The sequence below is a fragment of the Limnothrix redekei LRLZ20PSL1 genome (assembly GCF_043235035.1).
Lineage (GTDB): Bacteria > Cyanobacteriota > Cyanobacteriia > CACIAM-69d > CACIAM-69d > CACIAM-69d.
The window spans coordinates 156,866-174,356 of record NZ_JAZAQF010000001.1 but is presented as its reverse complement, the minus strand read 5'-3'; the positions used below and the strand labels follow the sequence as shown (position 1 = coordinate 174,356).

The following is a 17,491-nucleotide window of genomic DNA, read 5'->3' as shown; positions in this document are numbered from 1 at the left end:
CCCGCTCCAGATTGTCTGCCCGCTCCCCTCGGATGCGATCGTTGTAGGCCAGTCCCAGGTTGTTTTGAGTCGCTGCCCAATCTTCAGGAAGGGCATCGCGGGTTCTGACTTCCAGCGCCCGTTCGTAGGTAGCGATCGCCTGCTCCAGATTGTCCGCTCGTTCCCCTCGGATGCGATTCCAGTAAACAATTCCCAGGTTGTTTTGGGTCGTTGCCCAATCTTCAGGAAGGGCATCGCGGGTTCTGACTTCCAGCGCCCGTTCGTAGGCAGCGATCGCTTGCTCCAGATTGTCCGCTCGTTCCCCTCGGATGCGATTCCAGTAAACAATTCCCAGGTTGTTTTGGGTCGTTGCCCAATCTTCAGGAAGGGCATCGCGGGTTCTGACTTCCAGCGCCCGTTCGTAGGCGGCGATCGCTTGCTCTAGGTTGTCGGCGCGATCCCCTCGAATGCGATTGCTGTAAGCCAGTCCCAGATTGTTTTGGATTCCTGCCCACTGCTCAGGAAAGGCATCGCGGGTATAGACTTCCAGCGCCCGTTCGTGGACGGAGATCGCTAGCTCCAGGTTGTCGGCCCGCTTCCCTCGGATGCGATTGCGGTAAGCCAGTCCCAGGTTGTTTTGGATTCCTGCCCACTGCTCAGGAAAGGAGTCGCGGGTATAGACTTCCAGCGCCCGTTCGTAGGCGGCGATCGCTTGTTCCAAATTCAGCCAGCGTACCCCCCAAGGAAACTGCTGAATTAGATCGCCAAACATAACAAAGACAGGCGCAATTAATTCAGGGCTATTTTGCCCGATCAAACGGCGAAACGTGATTGGCAACGTTGCCAAAAACTCTGGATTCAATCGATCTAAATTAGCTCGCCAAAACCCATAAACCTGTTCCGGATTGCCTCTGGTTTGGCCAATCTGCCCCATTACCTCTCCCACAAACTGATCCATATCCTCCGAGCTGCTCGCACTCGACCGCTCTAGCCCCAACGCCTGCGCCACCTGTCCCGCAAACTGCCGCAACCAACCGGCGTTGTTTGGACTCTCATCCGCCATCTGGTCAGCCACTAGGCGCATCACCTCCACCAGCCCCGCATCCACCAACTCTGCCTGGGCTTGCAAAACACTTGCCTCTTCCCCCGCCGGACAAGCCAACAACTGCTGAATTAAGGTTTTGTAAGCCTGAAGTCGTTGCTCGTCCATGGGGCCGCCTCAATCCCTCGGTGAATTGTCACCAAAACGCTGTCCCAAACCTGGCACAGCAAACTACGAAATAACAATACTAATACGATAAAAATTGCTAAGTTCTAGCAACACTTCAGTAACCCTTAATCCGATTGTCGCCAATTTTTAACAACCAATCCAGGAACTCGCTCAAACTCTCGCTGATTAGCCGTCACCATAATTAATTGCTGTGCAAGCGCCGTCGCCGCAATTAACACATCATAAGCCCCGATCGGCTGCCCCTGCGATTTTAAAACAGCCCGAACTTCCGCCGCTTTTTCCGCTTCAGCAAGCTCAAATGGCAATATGGTTACAGATGAAAGAATGCTAGTAATGACTGGTTCAACTTTGCTCAATCTTTGTGGATTAATCGCCAGACCATAACGCAACTCCATTACCGTAATTGCCGAAATTGCAACATCTGTCGGTGAAGTGTTCTGAAACCGAAATATTGTTGCCGCATCACCCTTAATAAAGTCACTGATGACGCAAGTATCCAAAAGATAACGCATCAAAAAAACTCTATTTCTTGGGGATCAATCAATTCGCTACGATAAGACTCAAACTCAGGAAAATCGGGACTTGGTTCATAAGATAAAACAGCCTCCGGCCACTGAGTCGTGATAACTGGTGGCATCGGGACTAGCTGCCGAAGAATCTGTAGCACAATCAACGGCAAAGGGAGGTTAGCCTGGGCCGCTTGGCGCAGCAAATACCCCTCCAAATCCGGCGGCAAAGTAATCGTGATTTGCATCGATAACCTCCAAACCGTGAATGTATCCCCAACCTCGACAGCAGCAACCCAAGTCCTCACCATTTTAGCCAACCGCCACCTGCGATCGCCCTGCCTCCCTCCTTTTAGCGGTGCTAAGATCGCCACAATCCACAGACCAACAGGCAGCAGGCGATCGCCCAAAAAATCATGGGACTACAACTCTCAATTTCCGACTCAATTGTTCAAGCCATTCGCCTACCAGAACCCCGCATCGAGCGCGAACTACGGCGCGAACTTGCGATCGCCCTCTATGCCCAAAACCTGCTGGCCTTCGGCAAAGCCCGCGAACTTGCTGAAATGGATAAATACGACTTCGGCCAACTGCTTGCCCAACGCAGCATTCTGCGACATTACAGCCATGAAGAACTAGACGATGACCTCGCCTATGCTAGTCGTTAGCAACACCTCGCCAATTTTGAACTTGGCTATCATTAATCAACTTTTTCTTTTGCAACAGCAATTTGGCAAAGTCCTCATTCCCAAAGCTGTTTTAGAAGAACTAAAAATCAGTGAAAATCGCCCTGGATCTGCGATTATTCAAGACGCGATCGCCTCAGGATGGATTGAAGTTCAAGAAGCTCATGATCAGTCCCTGACTCGACTGCTAAAGCAAACTCTCGATCAAGGAGAATCCGAAGCAATTTCCCTCGCGCTAGAACTCAACGCTGACTGGATACTCTTGGACGAGCGAGAAGGTCGAAAAACAGCTAAATCTTTGGGATTGCAAGTAACAGGTATTTTGGGAATTTTGCTCCGAGCAGAACAAGACGGACAGCTTGAATCCTTGCCAGTAGCAATCAACAATCTTATTCATCAAGCTGGCTTTCGGATTGCTCCAGATTTACTCAAACGAATATTGGAGTGAAATCAGATTATTTAGACTAAGGATCTTTCCAAAAACCAAATATCTCGGCATCAATAAGCATGATATTTAGCTCCCTTTGAACCACATTCAACCCACCCAGCGCTAAACCCTAACCCTATGGTTGCCAATGCTGACCCGAAAAATCGGTGGACAACCGCCGATTTAGAATTCTTCCCCAACACCGGCGATCGCTACGAAATCATCGACGGAGACCTATACGTGACCCGCGCTCCCCACTGGAAACACCAGCGAGTTTTGACACGTCTCTGTCGATCGCTCCCCACCCAGGATGTGGACAACCGTATCGGAGAAGCCTTGCAAACACCGGGGCTGATTTTTGCGGGGGAAGAAAACGTCATCCCGGATCTAATTTGGATCAGCGACGAGAGAGCCGCAAGTTGTGTTGATAGATCAGGTCATTTCACAGCGGCTCCTGAGCTGGTTGTTGAGGTGATTTCCCAGTCTTCCCAAGATATTGCGCGCGATCGCCAGGTGAAATTAAAGCTCTATTCCCGCGTCGGTGTGCGGGAATACTGGATCGTGGATTGGCAACAACAAATCGTTGAGATTTATCGGCGATCGCAAGCCCGTTTAGAACTGGTCTTTACCCTCTTTGCCGAAGACGAATTAACCTCGCCCCTGTTCGCCAATTTCACCCTCAAAGTTGCCGACATTTTTAGCTAGTATGATTCCAATAAATCGCCTGGCAATCACTGAGGAAAAGCTGATCGAAATTTGCCAGCAGTGGAAAATTACTGAACTAGCCCTGTTTGGGTCTATTTTGCGAGAAGACTTTCGAGAAACTAGCGATATTGATCTGCTGATTTCCTTTGCGCCCGATGCTCCCCAAGGATTACTGACCCTCGCTAGAATCAAGCATCAACTTGAAGAGCTGCTCGATCACCCTGTTGATCTGGTCATCAAAGAGGCAATTCAAGAAGGTGATAACTGGATTCGTCGCCAAGAAATTTTGGATACTGCAGTCAGTATTTATGAATCGTGATGATGCCTATTTACTTGATATTTTGAATGCCATTAATCGAGCTAGGAGCCTTAATCATGCCGCTGATTGAAGCGAATGAAAATACGCCCTAGGGTTGTGATGGAATTTGCAAAATGCAGCGGGCATCGAGCAGTTGGAGGCGCTTGTTTTCGAGGACAGAACAGGGAGCGATCGCCCGTTCCAAAGCTGGAGTTTCACCGCGATCGAGCCGATCGCTCACGTCTTGGATGAGCGGCTGAAATTGCTGCAACCAAGTGTTATCTTCCAAGTCAGACTTTGAGAGTGACCAGGGTTCTAATAACCAGAAATTCACTTGATATTTCCGCAAGAATGCTTGCACCTCCGATAGGTTGCTGGTGTATTGAGCGCGGATGGTGTCCTCAATTCGTTGGCGCAAAACTCGGTAATAGCCCCAATGGTAAGGCAGGGCAAATTCGCGGCTGGCGAGAATCGATCGCCGGGCAAAGATCGGAATGAAATCCGCTTCCTTGGATAGGGAAACCACTAGGGTGTCCTTCGGTTGTTTTTGCAGAAATTCATAGACTTCGGCCATGCGTCCTTCCATTTGCAATTGGCTGGACACGGCCAAGTTAGGAACCATGGGCACAACGATCGACAGGCTGAGAACGAGGCTCACCAGGGGCCAGAACCAGCGCGGTTTTTGGGATTGGGTGGCTCGCATTTGCCGATCAAGCCACAGGCCCAGGGCGATCGCCCCCGCCACTGGCAACACCACTCGCAAGGGCACATAGCCATAGCGATTGGGTAAATACAACCGAAACAGCAGGGCATGGGCCACGAGAAACAGACCCAAACCACCCCAAACCCAATCCCCCAGCATGGCCAAGTGAGGCGAAAGGCGACTGGCTAGGGGAAATTGACGGGCGCGGGCGGGCCGGCTCAACCAGCGGGGCAAGGCCAAGGCCGCTAGGGCGATCGGGGGCACAAATCCCACCCACAGGAAGCCGCTACGGGGGGCAAACAGCCAAAAAATCAGCGGATTGGGGTGAAAAAAGAACGATCGCCCGTATTCATTGCCCACAAAGTTAAATTCCGGCAGGGCGGCGGCTTGGGATCGGCTGATCACGGGGCCAAACTCGCTGCTGGTGAACAGTTCCGGCAACAACACCGCAATGGCCATGGCAATGCCCCCGATCGCCAAGCGCCAGTCCAGGGGAGTCAGGGCTTCGGGATGCGATCGCCCCCGACGGGTGGCCCACCAGCGCCGACCCAAATTCACAGTCAGGGCCGCCGCCGCCACCACCGCCACCATCGGATAAAACAAACCACTGAGGGCGATCGCCCCTAAACAGCCCCAGAGCGATCGACTCAGCAGCGCATCTATCACCGCCAACACCAGGGGCGTGGCAAAGGCTCGCGGTGTGGATGAGGCCAAATCATCCTCCATCCACAGGCTTTGATTCACCAAAATGCAACCCAACAGGGCCACCCACGGCACGGGCAACAGCCGAATCATCACGCGCCAGGTCAGCACCGTGGTCACCAGACCCAAAATCACCGGCCAATATTTACTGACCGTTAGGGGATCCCAGCCGAGGAGGGCCGCTCCGTGATAGAGCCACTGATAGCCCAAGGGAGCAACGGATTGGTAATAGTCAGCAATCCAGTCGCCGGGAAAGAGACCCGGATCCAGGTAACGAAAGGCCCAAAACACATGCTGGCGCACATCGTCTTGCACGATATAGGGATTGCGTGTGGCCCACTGCACCGACTGCCAGCCATAAAACAACGCCATGGCTCCACTGAGCACCATGCTCCAGCGCCGATCGCCCGATCGCGCCCCTATCCAAGCCCATGCGTTTTTCATCCAACCAAACCTTTCGGGATTCCCGGCAACTGATCAGCCAGAAGCCACCCTAAACCAAGGTTGGGCCGTTTGGGGCGATCGCTGGTGTCGGTTCTCCGTTTGGGTAATGGCGAATTGAGGGGGCGGGCCCCAGCGACAGAGGGGCTTTGGGGTTGGGCCCTGGCTGCAGGATTGCCAGACCCGATAGAATGGAAGCAGCAATTGTTACCTAAAATTGGGCCACCGCTCCAAGGCTCGTTCTCGTCTAGGGTTTTCGCTCGCTTCTCCGCCGTCTCTGTCCAGCGGCTCTCGTTCAGCCTCCCCAACCCCGATCGACGCTCCAACCACTCTCTGATCCTGCTCCGGTGACCCTAACTATGTCCGAGCATCACCACCACTCATCGGGCCATCACCCATCGAGCCATCACCCGGCGGGTCATCATGGCCACAAGGCGCACTCAGGAACCCATGAGCCAGGAACCCATGAGGGTTGGGTGTCGCAACTGCGCGAAACCTTCAGCCTAACGCTGGTGCTGAGAAATCTGCGCTGGTTGGGTGAACCCTTCATCTGGTTGCCGGCCATGGCGATTTCGATGGCGACCTTGGGGGCTTGGGTTTTTTGGAAAAATCCCGATCGCTGGACTAATGCCGAACCTGAGCCGGACAAGGTGGATTGGCTCTCGATTCTGGAGTCCCAGCCCGATGATGATTCGGTGGCGGCCGATATTGACTCGTCTAATGTGTTGGCAACGGAGCTAACCCTGCCCCAAAACCAGCGCCGGAACAATCGCAATAACCGCGATCGCCAGAATGAAGAAAAAACGGCGAACAATACCAACTCTGAGCTGGCGGATATTTTGCAGTTGCTCAGTGGTGGTTCGACGGGCCCCGTGGGCAGTCGATCGCGCGGTGGCGAGGGCAGCGGTTTGGCCCCAAGGGCAGTGAATCAATTTTTGAGCAATGACCCTCGGGCCGCCAGTGCCAATGGCAGCACCTACAGCGTGGGGGGAAGCTCGACCATGCTCAATGGCAATGGGACAACCACCGGCCAGCCCGTGAGTCCCCTGCAAGCGGCGCTCGATCGCCTCTACCTCAACAACGGTGATGGCAGCAGCGATTCCAGCGGCACAACCCCCACCACCAGCACTAACACCACTACTCCGACGGTTCCCGTGACGGGTTCCAGCGGCACAACTTCCACCATCGGCAGCGGCACAACCAATCCCGCGCTACCGAATGTGGCGGTTCCCAATGCTGGGGCCGGCAATGGGAACTATAGCGGCTTTGGCAGCCCCACCGGTTATCCCAGCTATGGTTCTGGCCCGGCAACGGCGGGCAGCACCTTGCCCAAAATCCCAACAGCTCCGATGCCGGGCTATGGTTCCACGGGTTCCGGTGTGCCCTTAAACGCCGGTTACAACACGGTTCCCAACAGCCCCGTGATCGCCCCGCCGCCCAGCCAGCCGGCCGTGGCTCCGGAACCCGTGACACAGCCATCCCAGTCCAACATCGGTGGGCGACCGGTGCGCACTTTCAGCAATCCTTGGTAAGGACTGAGGGCGAAAAATTGGTCTATGTATTGATCTAATGTGTATTGATCTACTGTTGACCTACTTTTGACTGGTTTTCGAGCAGCTTTCGAGCAGTCGATCACTCAGGTCAACCTCTGCGGTTAGCCCTGGTAATTGGCTGGTGAAGCGGTCTATGCAGACGCGGCAGTTTTGAGAGTAGTTTTGAGAAAGGCGGCGATGCGATCGACCGAAAGCGCCAACTGTTCCGGGGTTTGCACCAGCGCAAAACGCACATAACCTTCACCGGAAGGGCCAAAGCCCACCCCCGGGGCCACGGCGATTCCCGTGGCAGCCACCAGTTGCTTACAGAATTCGATCGACTGGTTTTCCCAAGGCGGCGGCAACTTAGCCCAGGCGAACATAGTTGCTTGGGGCGTTTCCAGGGGCCAACCAATCCGATTCATGGCGGCCACAAACGCATCCCGGCGATCGCGAAAAATGGCTAACCGTTCTTGCACATCGGCTTGGGGCCCCTGAAGCGCTGCGATCGCCCCCCTCAAGATGCCCTGATATTGGTTAAAGTCCACGGCGGCCTTGACACTGCGCAGGGCCGAAATCAGGTCGCGGTTACCGATGGCATAACCCGCCCGAAAGCCGCCCATGTTGAAGGCCTTGGACAGGGTGAAAAACTCGATCGAAACCGTCTTTTCTGGATCCGCTTGCAGCACCGACGGCGGGCGATCGCCAAAGGCCATCCCGTCGTAGGCAAAGTCATGAATCAACACCATGCCATGCTGCTGACAAAACGCCACCGCCCGCCGGAAAAAGTCCAGGTTAGCCACCGCTGTGGTCGGGTTGTGGGGATAGTTCAGCACCATCAGCCGCGCCCGATCGACCACGGCCGACGGAATTTGGTCAAACTGGGGCAAATAGCCATGTTTTGCCAGTAGCGGCATCGGATAAACCTCACCGCCCGCCAAATGCACGCCGCCGTAGTGGGAGGGATAGCCCGGATCGCCCAGCAGGGCCACATCCCCCGGGTTTAAAACCGCTAGGGGTAAGTGAGCGGTTCCTTCCTGGGAGCCAATTAGAGCCAGCACTTCCGTTTCCGGGTCGATCGCCAGGCCAAATTGCCGCTCGTAGCGATCGGCCACCGCCTGTCGAAAGGCCGCCGTATTGCGAAAGAGTTGGTAGCCATGGGTGCTGGGATCCTGAAGCGCTTCCCCGATCGCCGCCAGCACATGGGGCGAAGTGGGCAAGTCCACCGATCCCAGCGATAAATCCACAATCTCGTGGGTTTCAGCCGCCGCAGCCTTCGCCCGATCCATTTCCGCAAACACGTTAAATTGCAGCGGTTTTAGTCGATCGGCAAATTGCATGAATTGAAGCCTCAGGATGCTGCTGCGATGACCCTCAAACTGCGCTGGGCACTGCGCCCACATGCGGCTTGAGGAAATCCGCCAACTTCTCCTTGGTCAGGGCCCCTTCGCTGGTGTCCAGCAATTGGCCGTCCTTGAACAGTCGCAGGGCGGGCACCCCTTCCACCTGGCAATGCTTGACGCTGATGGGGTTGGGATCCACTTCTAATTTCACGATCTGGAGCCGATCGCCCCAGGTGGTCGCCGCCCATTCCACGCTCGGACTCATCAACCGGCAAGGCCCACACCAAGATGCCCAAAAATACGCTAAGACGGGCGTTCCCGAGGCTCCCAGCACGTCGCTTTCAAATTCGGCATCCGAAATGACTCGCACTTGACTCACGATCGTTGTCCTTGCTTCTGAAAATTCGCCTTTTGCATCTTAAATCCACAAGTGTCTTGGCGGTAAGGGCAATATTTCGAGGGGGCGGCCGCCTGCGGGTTAGGTCACAAAACGCGTTAATTAACCACTGCACAGGCAATGCTACAGGGGCGCGCGGCCGCACGCCCCCACCCGAACTCGATCGCAGTTTTTGGTTTGGCGGTTTTGGTGTCCTGCCTACTTGGTGTCGTTGAGCTGGCGGCGCAGGGCTTCCAACTCGGCATCGATCGCCGCGTCTTTTGCCTCCGTGGCCGGTGCGGCATTGCTGGCCGGCAGTGCCCCCGCTGGCGTTGAGGAACCACCCAACATTTGCGCCTTCATTGCCGCCAGTTCATCATCCACATCGCTACCGGCTTCCAGGGATGCAAATTGTTGCTCCAACGAAACGCCGCTCAGTTCCAACGCTGCCGTGGAGCGGGCTTCCATTTCCAGCACCTTTTCTTCCATCCGCTCAAAGGCGGACATGGCGCTGCCGGTGTTCATGGAGCTGAGGGCCCCTTGCAGTTGCTCGTTGGCCTTGGCAGCTTGGGCCCGGGCCTTGAGCATGTCTTTCTTGGTTTTGGCTTCCGAAATCTTCCCTTCCAGGGCGATCAGGTTGCGCTTGAGCTGATCCACCATCCCCACTTGCTGATCCAATTGGGCCTTGAGGGCGGTGGCGGCTTCTGCCTGCACCTTTTTGCGGTTGAGGGCTTCGCGAGCCAGGCTTTCATCGCCTTTTTGCAGAGCCAGTTGGGCACGCTGTTGCCACAGGTTGGCCTCACTTTGAGCCTGGTTATATTGCTGCTGAATTTTTTGTTGAGCGGAGATCGCCCGGGCAACGGCCTGACGCATTTGCACCAGGTCTTCTTGCATGTCGATGATCGATTGCTCAAGGATTTTTTCGGGATCCTCGGCCTTGTTCACAAGGTCGTTGACATTGGCCCGAATCAGGCGGCTGACGCGATCGAAAAGGCCCATGACGGTGGCTCTCCTGCTGGTTAAATCGGGGAAGCGATCGGGATTGGGAAGCTTGGCCCCAAGGCCAACTGCTTTATCCAAACTACCAACTCCATCGGTCAACGGCCGCATGATCAAGACCGGCAGTTGCGATCGTCCTATTAGCCTAGATACCGAAAATCAGCGGCCCATGGCAAGTTCGGTTAGCTCTCCTACCGTGGTCGGCTATTGGGGGGCTGAGGGGCCCGGGCCCTGTGCCATTGCCCAACACCGGGAATTTTGGCGGCTAGGACGCTGGGAATCGCCGCTGGGAATTGCTGCCGGGAATCGCCCCAGGGCGGACTTGTGATGCTGTTGAATTATCGAAGCTCCGGGGGGCGACGGGCTTTCAGTTGTTCTAAGTCCCGCTCTAGGCGCTGGTCAGACTCTAGGGTTTGGAAGGCCTGCTCCAATGGATCGCGACCGGCGGTCTGGGACAACTGGGCACGAGCTTCGAGTTCCATGGTCCAAGACTCCAAACGCTCCAGCGGATTGTTGGGCCGGCTCAGGTAATTCAGAGTGTCGTGCATTCGCTGGGTAGCCATGGCCGATCGGGCACGGGCCACGTACAAATCGCGTTTGGTGCGAGTTTCCAGCAGTTTGGCTTCTAAATCCCGCAGGGTGCTGCGCAGTTGGGCGATCGTGTCCTGTTGGGTTTCCCACTGTTCCTGAAGGTGGGCGGCTGCGTCTTGCTGGCCGTGACACTGACTCAGGGCCGATCGGGCCCCTGGCTCATCCCCAACATTCAGCAACTGTTGGGCCCGTTGATACCAATCCTCAGCGGCGCGGGCGGCGGCTTCCCGTTGGCGCTCCGTGCGCTTTTGGGTGGCGATCGCCTGGGCCACCGCTTGGCGCAACTGCACCAAATCATCCTGCATGTCCATCAGGGCCTGATCCAAGGCCTGTTCAGGATCTTCCGCCTGGGCGATCGCCGCGTTCACATTGGCGCGCACCAGTTTCCCAAGTCGCTGCAATAGTCCCACGCTCGATCTCCTTCTGGCTCTTGCCCCGATCCTATCGCTTCGATCGTTCGGTGGGGCCTTTGGGGGGCGATGCCGTTGCGGTTGGTCAGCAATTGATCAATTACCGCTCAACCGATTAATTACCGCTCAACTGATAATCATTTGCTGGCTGATGCTGACTTGCTTGCTGACTGTTGACTGAACCGGCCGATGACCGGCTGGTTTACGGATTGGTTCGGGGACTGGGCTTCGGGCTGGAACTGGGTTGGGAGCGGTTGCCGGCCGCAGATTGATTGCGATTATTGGGCTGGTTACGGTTAGCGGCGTTGCGATTATTGGGCTGGTTGCGATTGGCGTTATTCGCATTCGGGCTAGGTTTGGCCCCTGGGCTAGCGGCTGGTCTGGGGGCAACGGGGCGATAGACCGTGGCGGTAATCCCGGCCGCCTTCAGTTGCTGAATGAGCTGGTTGGCCTGTTGTGCATTGTCCAGGGCCCCAAACTGAATTCGCCGCCCGATCGACAATTCCCGCACATAGGCATCGGCCACCTGTTTGCGCGCGGCAATCAGGCTAGCGGGCCCACTGTAGGGCCCCACCACATACCAGCGCCCATCAGCACTCGGATTAGCCACCGCTGGGGCTGCGGGTGAGTTGGTTGGGGGATTGGCTGGGGCACGCTGGGCTTGGGGAAACGGCAAGGGGCTGGGGGCCGGTTGCGGGGCCAAGTTAGCCCCAGCGGGCGCAGCGGCCCCGATCGTTCCCGTGGGCATCGGCGGGCGATCGCCCAAAACCGAAAGGCTCTCCAGGCTCAAATCAGCAAACTCATCCCGCGTCAAATCCACCGTTACCCCAGTGGGGGCCGTGGGCAAAGGGGTGGGTTCCGCAGGGGGCAATTCTGCCAAAACCGGCTCTGGCGATCGAGTGGCCGGTTGATTCAGCCCGATCGCCCGGCCCGTTCGTTCCAAAAATCCACCCACCTTTAGCCAACCGTCACTATCGGGATAGTTGCTGTAGTAAGTCCAAATTGTGCCCGACAGCATCACCAAAATCGTTCCGACCCCAATCCCCGTCCAGGTGGGTTCCTGTCTCCGACGCACCCGCCGTCGATCCCAGCCATTGCCATTGGCAACCGGTTGGGCCCCCTCCAGCAGCATCGCCGCCTGCACCACGGACTTCGCCGCCAAGGGTGCATCCTCGCCCAACTCATCCGCCGCCGTCAGCAATCGAGGCGAAGCCGGGCGGCGGTTTTGCTGAGCCAAAGCCGCTTGCAAATCGCTAGTATCAGGCACAGGGGGCAAGCTCAGGGCCCCAGAAGCCTCCAGCGCCTCCGCAGAAGCCAACAGGGGCGGTTCTCCAGCCCGTTCCGGGGGCTTCAGAAAGAAGCGACGAACAATGCCTTGGCGAGGGCCCCGCAGGCGACGATAGCGCGCGAGTTCCGCGTCTAAGTCCAACTCCATGCATTCCAACGCCAAGGACAGGCGACGGTGCAGGGTTGGCTCGGTCTCCGATCGCGCGGGTTGTTGGCGCGCTGGGCGGAATTTCATAGCGGTTTCGAGGCTCCTCGGTGCAGGGTTAATAATCACCCAAATGGTTCAACGTGACCAGGAAAGATGTGACCAGGAAAGATTAAACGGATGCCTCAGAGGGTGTCTGAAAAGCCAAAATGGATACACCGCTTCCCCCAGCGATCGATAGCGATCGACACAGACAAGGGGCTTAAGCCCCTTGCCCCGACGACAATTGGGGCTTGACTAGGGCTTCAAGATATTTTTCAAACATCCTCTCAGCGGGCTTGCTTCTCGCCTATTTTAGATTTTGCGAAGCGTTTGTCCAGATTAAACGCTGTTTGCTTAACCCATAAGGCTTTCCCACGGGTTCTGAATCTGAGCTGCTGTGATCTGAGCCGCTGTGGTCTGATGTGATCTGAGCTGATGCAGCCTGAGCGAACCCAATCCGCGCCGATTCAACGCAGGTTCAACGCAGATTCAACCTGATCGAATTTAACCCGATCGAACTGATTCTGAGCCGTGAGTTGTGATTGGGTTCACGGAATTGTTGAGCAGGGCCATGGGCTGGATTCACAAGGCTGACTGGTTCGATCGACCCCGGTTGTTTCCCAAATCTCTGCTGATTAACCCCTTTGCTCCCCCGTACTTTGGCCATGGCCTTTGACCCAATCGATGGACTGCTCAAACGGCTTGACCAACACCCGGCTTGGCAGTCAAACCGGTCTTTCCTGCAACTCTGTCAGCAATGGCGAGTCATTGTGGGCGAGGCCTTGGCCGGTCACACCCGCCCCATTTCCGTGCATCAGGGGGTACTGTGGGTGGCGGTGTCCAATCCCGCTTGGGCCCAAACCCTGATGTTTGAGCGATCGCGCCTGATCACCAAAATTAACCAATCGATTACGCCCCCCTTCAACCCGCCCCTGACCGACGCGCGATTTTCTACGGCCCGCTGGTTTGAAAATCGGTCTCAGTCGATCGCCCTGGGATCCGCTGCCACTGCCCGATCGCCCCAAAGATCCCAGCACCCTCCCGATCGACCCCGACCCGCCACCGCCACCGAAGCGTTCACCCAGTGGGCCGCTTCCGTGCAAAGTCAACTGAAGCGCTATGATTGCTGTCCCCATTGCGGGCGATCGACCCCACCAGCGGAATTAGAGCGCTGGGGAGTTTGTAGTTTGTGCATGGTTGAGCGCTGGTCTCAAGCCCGTTCATCCGGCTCTGGATCTTGAGATCAGCTTCCATTCAGCTTGCCTTTGGAAGTTCGATGCGCAAGCCAGAAACCCCAAGCCAGAAATCCAAGCCAGAAATCCAAGCCAGAAATCCAAGCCAGAAATCCAAGCCAGAAACGCAGGAACAGAAAAACCACAACTCCATAAGCATATGAATATGGGTGAATGTGGGTGAATACAGATCGATATCAATGCGAAATCAATGCGAATCAATGCAAGCAGTGAAATGCGGGCACTGGTTTCATGGAAGCCTCAAAATTTTGCGCAGGATTTGCTTACAGGATTTGCTCACCAAAATTCTGGGAGGGTTTCTTGCGAAATTTCCTGGGAAAGGTATCAAAAATAGCTCAACTCGATTGATCCCAATCCCAAACTCGTAGCCGATCCAAATGGCTCCCCGATCAAACAATGAGATCGAACAATGAGGCCAATAGTATGTCCAAAAAAAATTGATCTCAAATGTCCTGCCTTCGTCAATTTCAAGAGATGTTGCTAAATATTGCGTTTTGTATAATGGTATCTCTTGGGAAACGGTATTCTAGGTAACCGTTCACTCCTAGACTTTCATAACTTACCATTACTAGAAACCCAGGCTCCTAGCGTCATTGGAGAAATTGGCCACCCTTTTTAAAGACTTTTTAAAGTAATTGACAAAAACTCTTCAAAATGATTAACGATTGATTTTAAGTAATTTTTCTTTGATCCCCTAGCTGATTTTTTAGGAAAATCAATGGACTTCTGAAGAAAATTTTTGAAGAAGCCAAAGTGGAAGCTGAAGATAATCTAAATTTCTAAAAGTGTTTGGGATCGCTGAATCTCAGAGCAGATCTAGGTCTTAAGGACTTTTACGGCCTTTCGTCTCAATTCCATAATGAAATTAGCAAATTCTCAGCGGCGCTCTGCGTTGGCAGTGCAAAATATGAGTGCTACGCCCTTCCAAGTTTCTGCTTGCCGCCATTGTCGCTACTACACCCCAGAAGGGCGACGTGGTGGATATTGCGGTCAGTTTGATGCAGTGGTTCGTGCGGGCTGGAAGGCTTGTCCGCTCGCAATGCCAGCATTCGCTCCATCTTGGGAATCATTAGAGCGGTTGGTTCACAGCCCCGCAGAAACGGGCGTGGCAATCGTGGCGACGGTGGAGTTTAAAAATGAAGCGGCTCTGGCAACCACTACGTCGGTTTTGCGATCGAATGCTTCTGCTTCCATTGCCTAGGGGATCAGTCATGCCGTTGGCAATCAAGGCCTGATGAGTATCAGCTTCAGGGTGCATCAAGCTCCCAACTCAGCGCCTAGCCAATCAGGCAATTTCCTAACTATTATCCCCTAGGGTATTGCTCCGTTTTAAGGATTAACACTTAAAGAACGCTATTCGGGTTGAAATAGGGACTGAAACAACGATTGAAACCAATTTTGACCCGTCACTAGCACATCATTAGCAACTGATGGACGCAACTGGGTAAGCACTAGATCATCAGTCATTCAAAAGTGAAAAATGAACCAGGAGACTAAGGTGCTCCTGGTTCATTTTTTTAGATCGAATTTTGTGTCGATTGGGCAAGGGTGAGCCTGATACCCAAGAACCCTAAAAATTTTGCCTGATATGGCTTAGGGTCGCCAGGGATAGCGGCGGAAATTAGGCGATCGCTTCTCTAGAAAAGCCTGTTTGCCCTCGCTGCCTTCTTCGGTCATGTAATAGAGCATGGTGGCATTTCCAGCCAATTCCTGTAAGCCTGCTTGCCCGTCGCAATCGGCATTCAAAGCGGCTTTTAGGCAACGAATCGCGATCGGGCTTTTTTCGAGCACTTCTTGGGCCCAGCGCAGGCCTTCCGCTTCCAGTTCCGCCACGGGAACCACGGTGTTGACAAGGCCCATCTCCAAGGCCTGTTGCGCGTCGTATTGCCGACACAAAAACCAAATTTCGCGGGCTTTTTTCTGACCCACAATTCGGGCCAGATAGCTGGCTCCAAAGCCGCCGTCAAAGCTGCCCACTTTCGGGCCCGTTTGCCCAAAAATCGCGTTGTCAGCGGCGATCGTCAAGTCACAGAGCAGGTGCAGCACATGGCCGCCCCCGATCGCATAGCCCGCCACTAGGGCGATCGTCACCTTGGGGATCGATCGAATCAGTCGCTGCAAATCCAACACATTCAACCGGGGCACGCCAGCCTCATCCACGTAGCCCGCTTCCCCGCGAATGCTCTGATCCCCACCGGCACAGAAGGCATATTTCCCATCGGTGTGGGGGCCTGCGCCGGTCAGCAAAATCACGCCCACGGCCGCATCTTCGCGGGCATCACAAAAGGCTTCGTACAGCTCAAACACCGTTTTGGGGCGGAAGGCGTTGCGCTTGTGGGGGCGGTTGATGGTGATTTTGGCGATGCCGTCGGCTTTGACGTAGAGGATGTCTTCGTAGGTTTTAACGGTTTGCCACTGAATGGTCATGGTTGGCTGGTTTGTTAATCAAAAATTGGATGCTTGACCAGCATAGGGGTTGGCGCGATCGCCCGGATGCTGGCCGGGCCGAGTCTTTGCCAATGGAGTCTTGCCCCCTGGAAATTGCATCTGTGACGAGGGGCACACCGTGATCCTCGATCGAGCCGTTAGCTTAGAGGGGATCCTATGCAAATGCACGATCGCACGTGATTTTCGATTTTGGGGCAAAACCCTTAAGGTTTCTGCAACAAAACAGCAACGGGGCGATCGGGCGCGTTTAGCCACTCACGACCGCTTCAACAGGAGGTAGTCCCCGTGGAAATCGGTGTTCCCAAGGAAATTAAGGATCTGGAATTTCGGGTGGGTTTGACTCCCCAGGGTGTGCGGGCGTTGGTCGATCGGGGGCATTCGGTGCGGGTGGAAACCCAGGCCGGTGCCGGTGCGGGGTTTGGCGACGAAGACTATCGATCGGCTGGGGCGCGGATTGTGCCCGAAGCGGACTTGGCTTGGGACTGTGATTTGGTGGTGAAGGTGAAGGAGCCGCTGCCCGGTGAATATGGCTTCTTGAAAACCACGCCACTGTTGTTCACCTACTTGCATTTGGCGGCAGAGCGGGGCTTAACCGAAGCCTTGCTGCGATCGGGGATCAGCGCGATCGCCTACGAAACCGTGGAAACCCCCGATCGCCGTCTGCCCCTGTTGGCCCCCATGAGCGCGATCGCCGGGCGGTTGTCCGTGCAGTTTGGGGCCCGCTACTTGGAAAAACAACAGGGCGGGCGCGGAGTCTTGCTGGGCGGTGTGCCGGGGGTTGCGCCGGGCCGCGTCACGATCCTCGGTGGCGGCGTGGTCGGCACCGAAGCCGCCAAGATGGCCGTGGGCTTGGGGGCCAAGGTGCGGATCTTGGATGTGAATGTCGATCGCCTGAACGATCTAGAAACCCTGTTTGGCTCGCGGGTGGAGTTGCTCTACAGCAGCAGCGCCGCGATCGCAGCCGTTGTGCCCGAAACGGACTTGCTGATCGGCGCGGTGTTGGTGACCGGGCGGCGGGCCCCGATCTTGGTCGGTCGATCGCTGGTGGAACAGATGCCCACCGGAGCCGTAATCGTTGATGTGGCAGTCGATCAGGGCGGTTGCATCGAAACCCTGCACCCCACCTCCCACAGCCAGCCCACCTACACCGAGTGTGGCGTGGTGCATTACGGCGTGCCGAATATGCCGGGCGCTGTGCCCCGCACCTCCACCCAAGCCCTGGAAAACAGCACCTTGCCCTACGTGTTGTCCTTGGCGGATCACGGACTGGCCGCGCTCGATCGCGACCCAGCCTTGGCGAAGGGCCTCAACATCAAAGACGGCCGGATCGAACATCCAGCCGTCCAAGCGGTTTTCCCAGATTTGTAGGAATGAGGAGGGGTCGCTA

19 protein-coding genes are annotated in these 17,491 nt (G+C 55.6%); 9 read left to right on the top strand and 10 right to left on the bottom strand.

The annotated features are described in order from the left end of the window. The 3 genes from VPK24_RS00735 to VPK24_RS00725 form a co-directional block, all read right to left on the bottom strand. Positions 1-1,189: tetratricopeptide repeat protein (locus VPK24_RS00735; protein WP_393009819.1), on the bottom strand; the 1,189-nt coding region annotated here is incomplete at its 3' end. 125 nt (positions 1,190-1,314) lie between these two features. Beyond that, positions 1,315-1,722: a type II toxin-antitoxin system VapC family toxin gene (locus VPK24_RS00730; RefSeq protein WP_393009817.1), complete on the bottom strand. Its 408-nt coding sequence runs from the start codon at positions 1,720-1,722 to the stop codon at positions 1,315-1,317. Beyond that, positions 1,722-1,964 (bottom strand): hypothetical protein, encoded by a 243-nt coding sequence (locus tag VPK24_RS00725; RefSeq protein ID WP_393009815.1) that lies wholly within the window; start codon positions 1,962-1,964, stop codon positions 1,722-1,724. The genes VPK24_RS00730 and VPK24_RS00725 overlap by 1 nt, the downstream gene beginning before the upstream one ends. A 168-nt stretch (positions 1,965-2,132) precedes the next feature. On the opposite strand from VPK24_RS00725, the gene VPK24_RS00720 reads away from it, so the two are divergent. The 4 genes from VPK24_RS00720 to VPK24_RS00705 all read left to right on the top strand — a co-directional run bounded on the left by VPK24_RS00720 (position 2,133) and on the right by VPK24_RS00705 (position 3,853). Next, complete coding sequence (locus VPK24_RS00720) at positions 2,133-2,384, top strand: UPF0175 family protein (RefSeq protein ID WP_393009813.1); 252 nt, start codon at positions 2,133-2,135, stop codon at positions 2,382-2,384. Further along, positions 2,371-2,850, top strand: coding sequence for a DUF3368 domain-containing protein (locus VPK24_RS00715; protein ID WP_393009811.1), 480 nt, complete (start codon positions 2,371-2,373; stop codon positions 2,848-2,850). Before VPK24_RS00720 ends, VPK24_RS00715 begins: the two co-directional genes overlap by 14 nt. 117 nt (positions 2,851-2,967) lie before the next feature. Then, positions 2,968-3,534: a Uma2 family endonuclease gene (locus tag VPK24_RS00710; RefSeq protein ID WP_393009809.1), complete on the top strand. Its 567-nt coding sequence runs from the start codon at positions 2,968-2,970 to the stop codon at positions 3,532-3,534. Between the two features lies 1 nt (position 3,535). After that, positions 3,536-3,853: a nucleotidyltransferase family protein gene (locus VPK24_RS00705; protein ID WP_393009906.1), complete on the top strand. Its 318-nt coding sequence runs from the start codon at positions 3,536-3,538 to the stop codon at positions 3,851-3,853. An 88-nt stretch (positions 3,854-3,941) separates the two neighbouring features. Here the strand turns inward: VPK24_RS00705 and VPK24_RS00700 are convergent, their stop codons facing one another. Next, a complete protein-coding gene (locus tag VPK24_RS00700) occupies positions 3,942-5,681 on the bottom strand; it encodes a hypothetical protein (protein ID WP_393009807.1) in 1,740 nt (579 codons plus the stop codon). 344 nt (positions 5,682-6,025) lie between these two features. Between VPK24_RS00700 and VPK24_RS00695 the strand changes: the two genes are divergently transcribed. Further along, complete coding sequence (locus VPK24_RS00695; RefSeq protein WP_393009805.1) at positions 6,026-7,210, top strand: hypothetical protein; 1,185 nt, start codon at positions 6,026-6,028, stop codon at positions 7,208-7,210. 152 nt (positions 7,211-7,362) lie between these two features. On the opposite strand, the gene VPK24_RS00690 is transcribed toward VPK24_RS00695, so the two are convergent. The 3 genes from VPK24_RS00690 to VPK24_RS00680 all read right to left on the bottom strand — a co-directional run bounded on the left by VPK24_RS00690 (position 7,363) and on the right by VPK24_RS00680 (position 9,928). Further along, positions 7,363-8,550: an LL-diaminopimelate aminotransferase gene (locus tag VPK24_RS00690; protein ID WP_393009803.1), complete on the bottom strand. Its 1,188-nt coding sequence runs from the start codon at positions 8,548-8,550 to the stop codon at positions 7,363-7,365. 34 nt (positions 8,551-8,584) lie between these two features. After that, complete coding sequence (locus tag VPK24_RS00685) at positions 8,585-8,935, bottom strand: thioredoxin family protein (RefSeq protein ID WP_393009904.1); 351 nt, start codon at positions 8,933-8,935, stop codon at positions 8,585-8,587. Positions 8,936-9,148: 213 nt separating this feature from the next. Further along, positions 9,149-9,928 carry a PspA/IM30 family protein gene (locus VPK24_RS00680; RefSeq protein ID WP_393009902.1) on the bottom strand — a complete coding sequence of 260 codons (780 nt, stop codon included), beginning with the start codon at positions 9,926-9,928 and terminating at the stop codon, positions 9,149-9,151. A gap of 169 nt (positions 9,929-10,097) precedes the next feature. Between VPK24_RS00680 and VPK24_RS00675 the strand changes: the two genes are divergently transcribed. Continuing rightward, positions 10,098-10,256 (top strand): hypothetical protein, encoded by a 159-nt coding sequence (locus VPK24_RS00675; protein WP_393009801.1) that lies wholly within the window; start codon positions 10,098-10,100, stop codon positions 10,254-10,256. A 10-nt stretch (positions 10,257-10,266) separates the two neighbouring features. Here the strand turns inward: VPK24_RS00675 and VPK24_RS00670 are convergent, their stop codons facing one another. Further along, complete coding sequence (locus VPK24_RS00670) at positions 10,267-10,929, bottom strand: PspA/IM30 family protein (protein WP_393009799.1); 663 nt, start codon at positions 10,927-10,929, stop codon at positions 10,267-10,269. A gap of 202 nt (positions 10,930-11,131) precedes the next feature. Continuing rightward, on the bottom strand, positions 11,132-12,451 hold the full coding sequence (locus VPK24_RS00665) for an SPOR domain-containing protein (protein WP_393009797.1): 1,320 nt from the start codon (positions 12,449-12,451) through the stop codon (positions 11,132-11,134). 596 nt (positions 12,452-13,047) lie between these two features. On the opposite strand from VPK24_RS00665, the gene VPK24_RS00660 reads away from it, so the two are divergent. Continuing rightward, entirely contained in the window at positions 13,048-13,644 is a 597-nt protein-coding gene (locus VPK24_RS00660; RefSeq protein ID WP_393009795.1) for a DciA family protein, read from the top strand. A 919-nt stretch (positions 13,645-14,563) separates the two neighbouring features. After that, positions 14,564-14,857 carry a hypothetical protein gene (locus tag VPK24_RS00655; protein WP_393009793.1) on the top strand — a complete coding sequence of 98 codons (294 nt, stop codon included), beginning with the start codon at positions 14,564-14,566 and terminating at the stop codon, positions 14,855-14,857. 392 nt (positions 14,858-15,249) lie between these two features. Here the strand turns inward: VPK24_RS00655 and menB are convergent, their stop codons facing one another. Beyond that, positions 15,250-16,083: a 1,4-dihydroxy-2-naphthoyl-CoA synthase gene (gene menB, locus VPK24_RS00650; RefSeq protein ID WP_190354371.1), complete on the bottom strand. Its 834-nt coding sequence runs from the start codon at positions 16,081-16,083 to the stop codon at positions 15,250-15,252. 306 nt (positions 16,084-16,389) lie between these two features. On the opposite strand from menB, the gene ald reads away from it, so the two are divergent. Then, complete coding sequence (ald, locus tag VPK24_RS00645; RefSeq protein WP_393009791.1) at positions 16,390-17,472, top strand: alanine dehydrogenase; 1,083 nt, start codon at positions 16,390-16,392, stop codon at positions 17,470-17,472. Positions 17,473-17,491 lie beyond the last annotated feature (19 nt).

Coding starts and splice junctions, on each gene's coding strand:
- VPK24_RS00725 (WP_393009815.1), bottom strand. CDS start 1,964: ATGCAAATCACGATTACTTTGCCGCCGGATTTGGAGGGGTATTTGCTG.
- VPK24_RS00690 (WP_393009803.1), bottom strand. CDS start 8,550: ATGCAATTTGCCGATCGACTAAAACCGCTGCAATTTAACGTGTTTGCG.
- VPK24_RS00710 (WP_393009809.1), top strand. CDS start 2,968: ATGGTTGCCAATGCTGACCCGAAAAATCGGTGGACAACCGCCGATTTA.
- VPK24_RS00715 (WP_393009811.1), top strand. CDS start 2,371: ATGCTAGTCGTTAGCAACACCTCGCCAATTTTGAACTTGGCTATCATT.
- VPK24_RS00705 (WP_393009906.1), top strand. CDS start 3,536: ATGATTCCAATAAATCGCCTGGCAATCACTGAGGAAAAGCTGATCGAA.
- VPK24_RS00680 (WP_393009902.1), bottom strand. CDS start 9,928: ATGGGCCTTTTCGATCGCGTCAGCCGCCTGATTCGGGCCAATGTCAAC.
- menB (WP_190354371.1), bottom strand. CDS start 16,083: ATGACCATTCAGTGGCAAACCGTTAAAACCTACGAAGACATCCTCTAC.
- VPK24_RS00655 (WP_393009793.1), top strand. CDS start 14,564: ATGAGTGCTACGCCCTTCCAAGTTTCTGCTTGCCGCCATTGTCGCTAC.
- VPK24_RS00675 (WP_393009801.1), top strand. CDS start 10,098: ATGGCAAGTTCGGTTAGCTCTCCTACCGTGGTCGGCTATTGGGGGGCT.
- VPK24_RS00720 (WP_393009813.1), top strand. CDS start 2,133: ATGGGACTACAACTCTCAATTTCCGACTCAATTGTTCAAGCCATTCGC.
- VPK24_RS00730 (WP_393009817.1), bottom strand. CDS start 1,722: ATGCGTTATCTTTTGGATACTTGCGTCATCAGTGACTTTATTAAGGGT.
- VPK24_RS00700 (WP_393009807.1), bottom strand. CDS start 5,681: ATGAAAAACGCATGGGCTTGGATAGGGGCGCGATCGGGCGATCGGCGC.
- VPK24_RS00665 (WP_393009797.1), bottom strand. CDS start 12,451: ATGAAATTCCGCCCAGCGCGCCAACAACCCGCGCGATCGGAGACCGAG.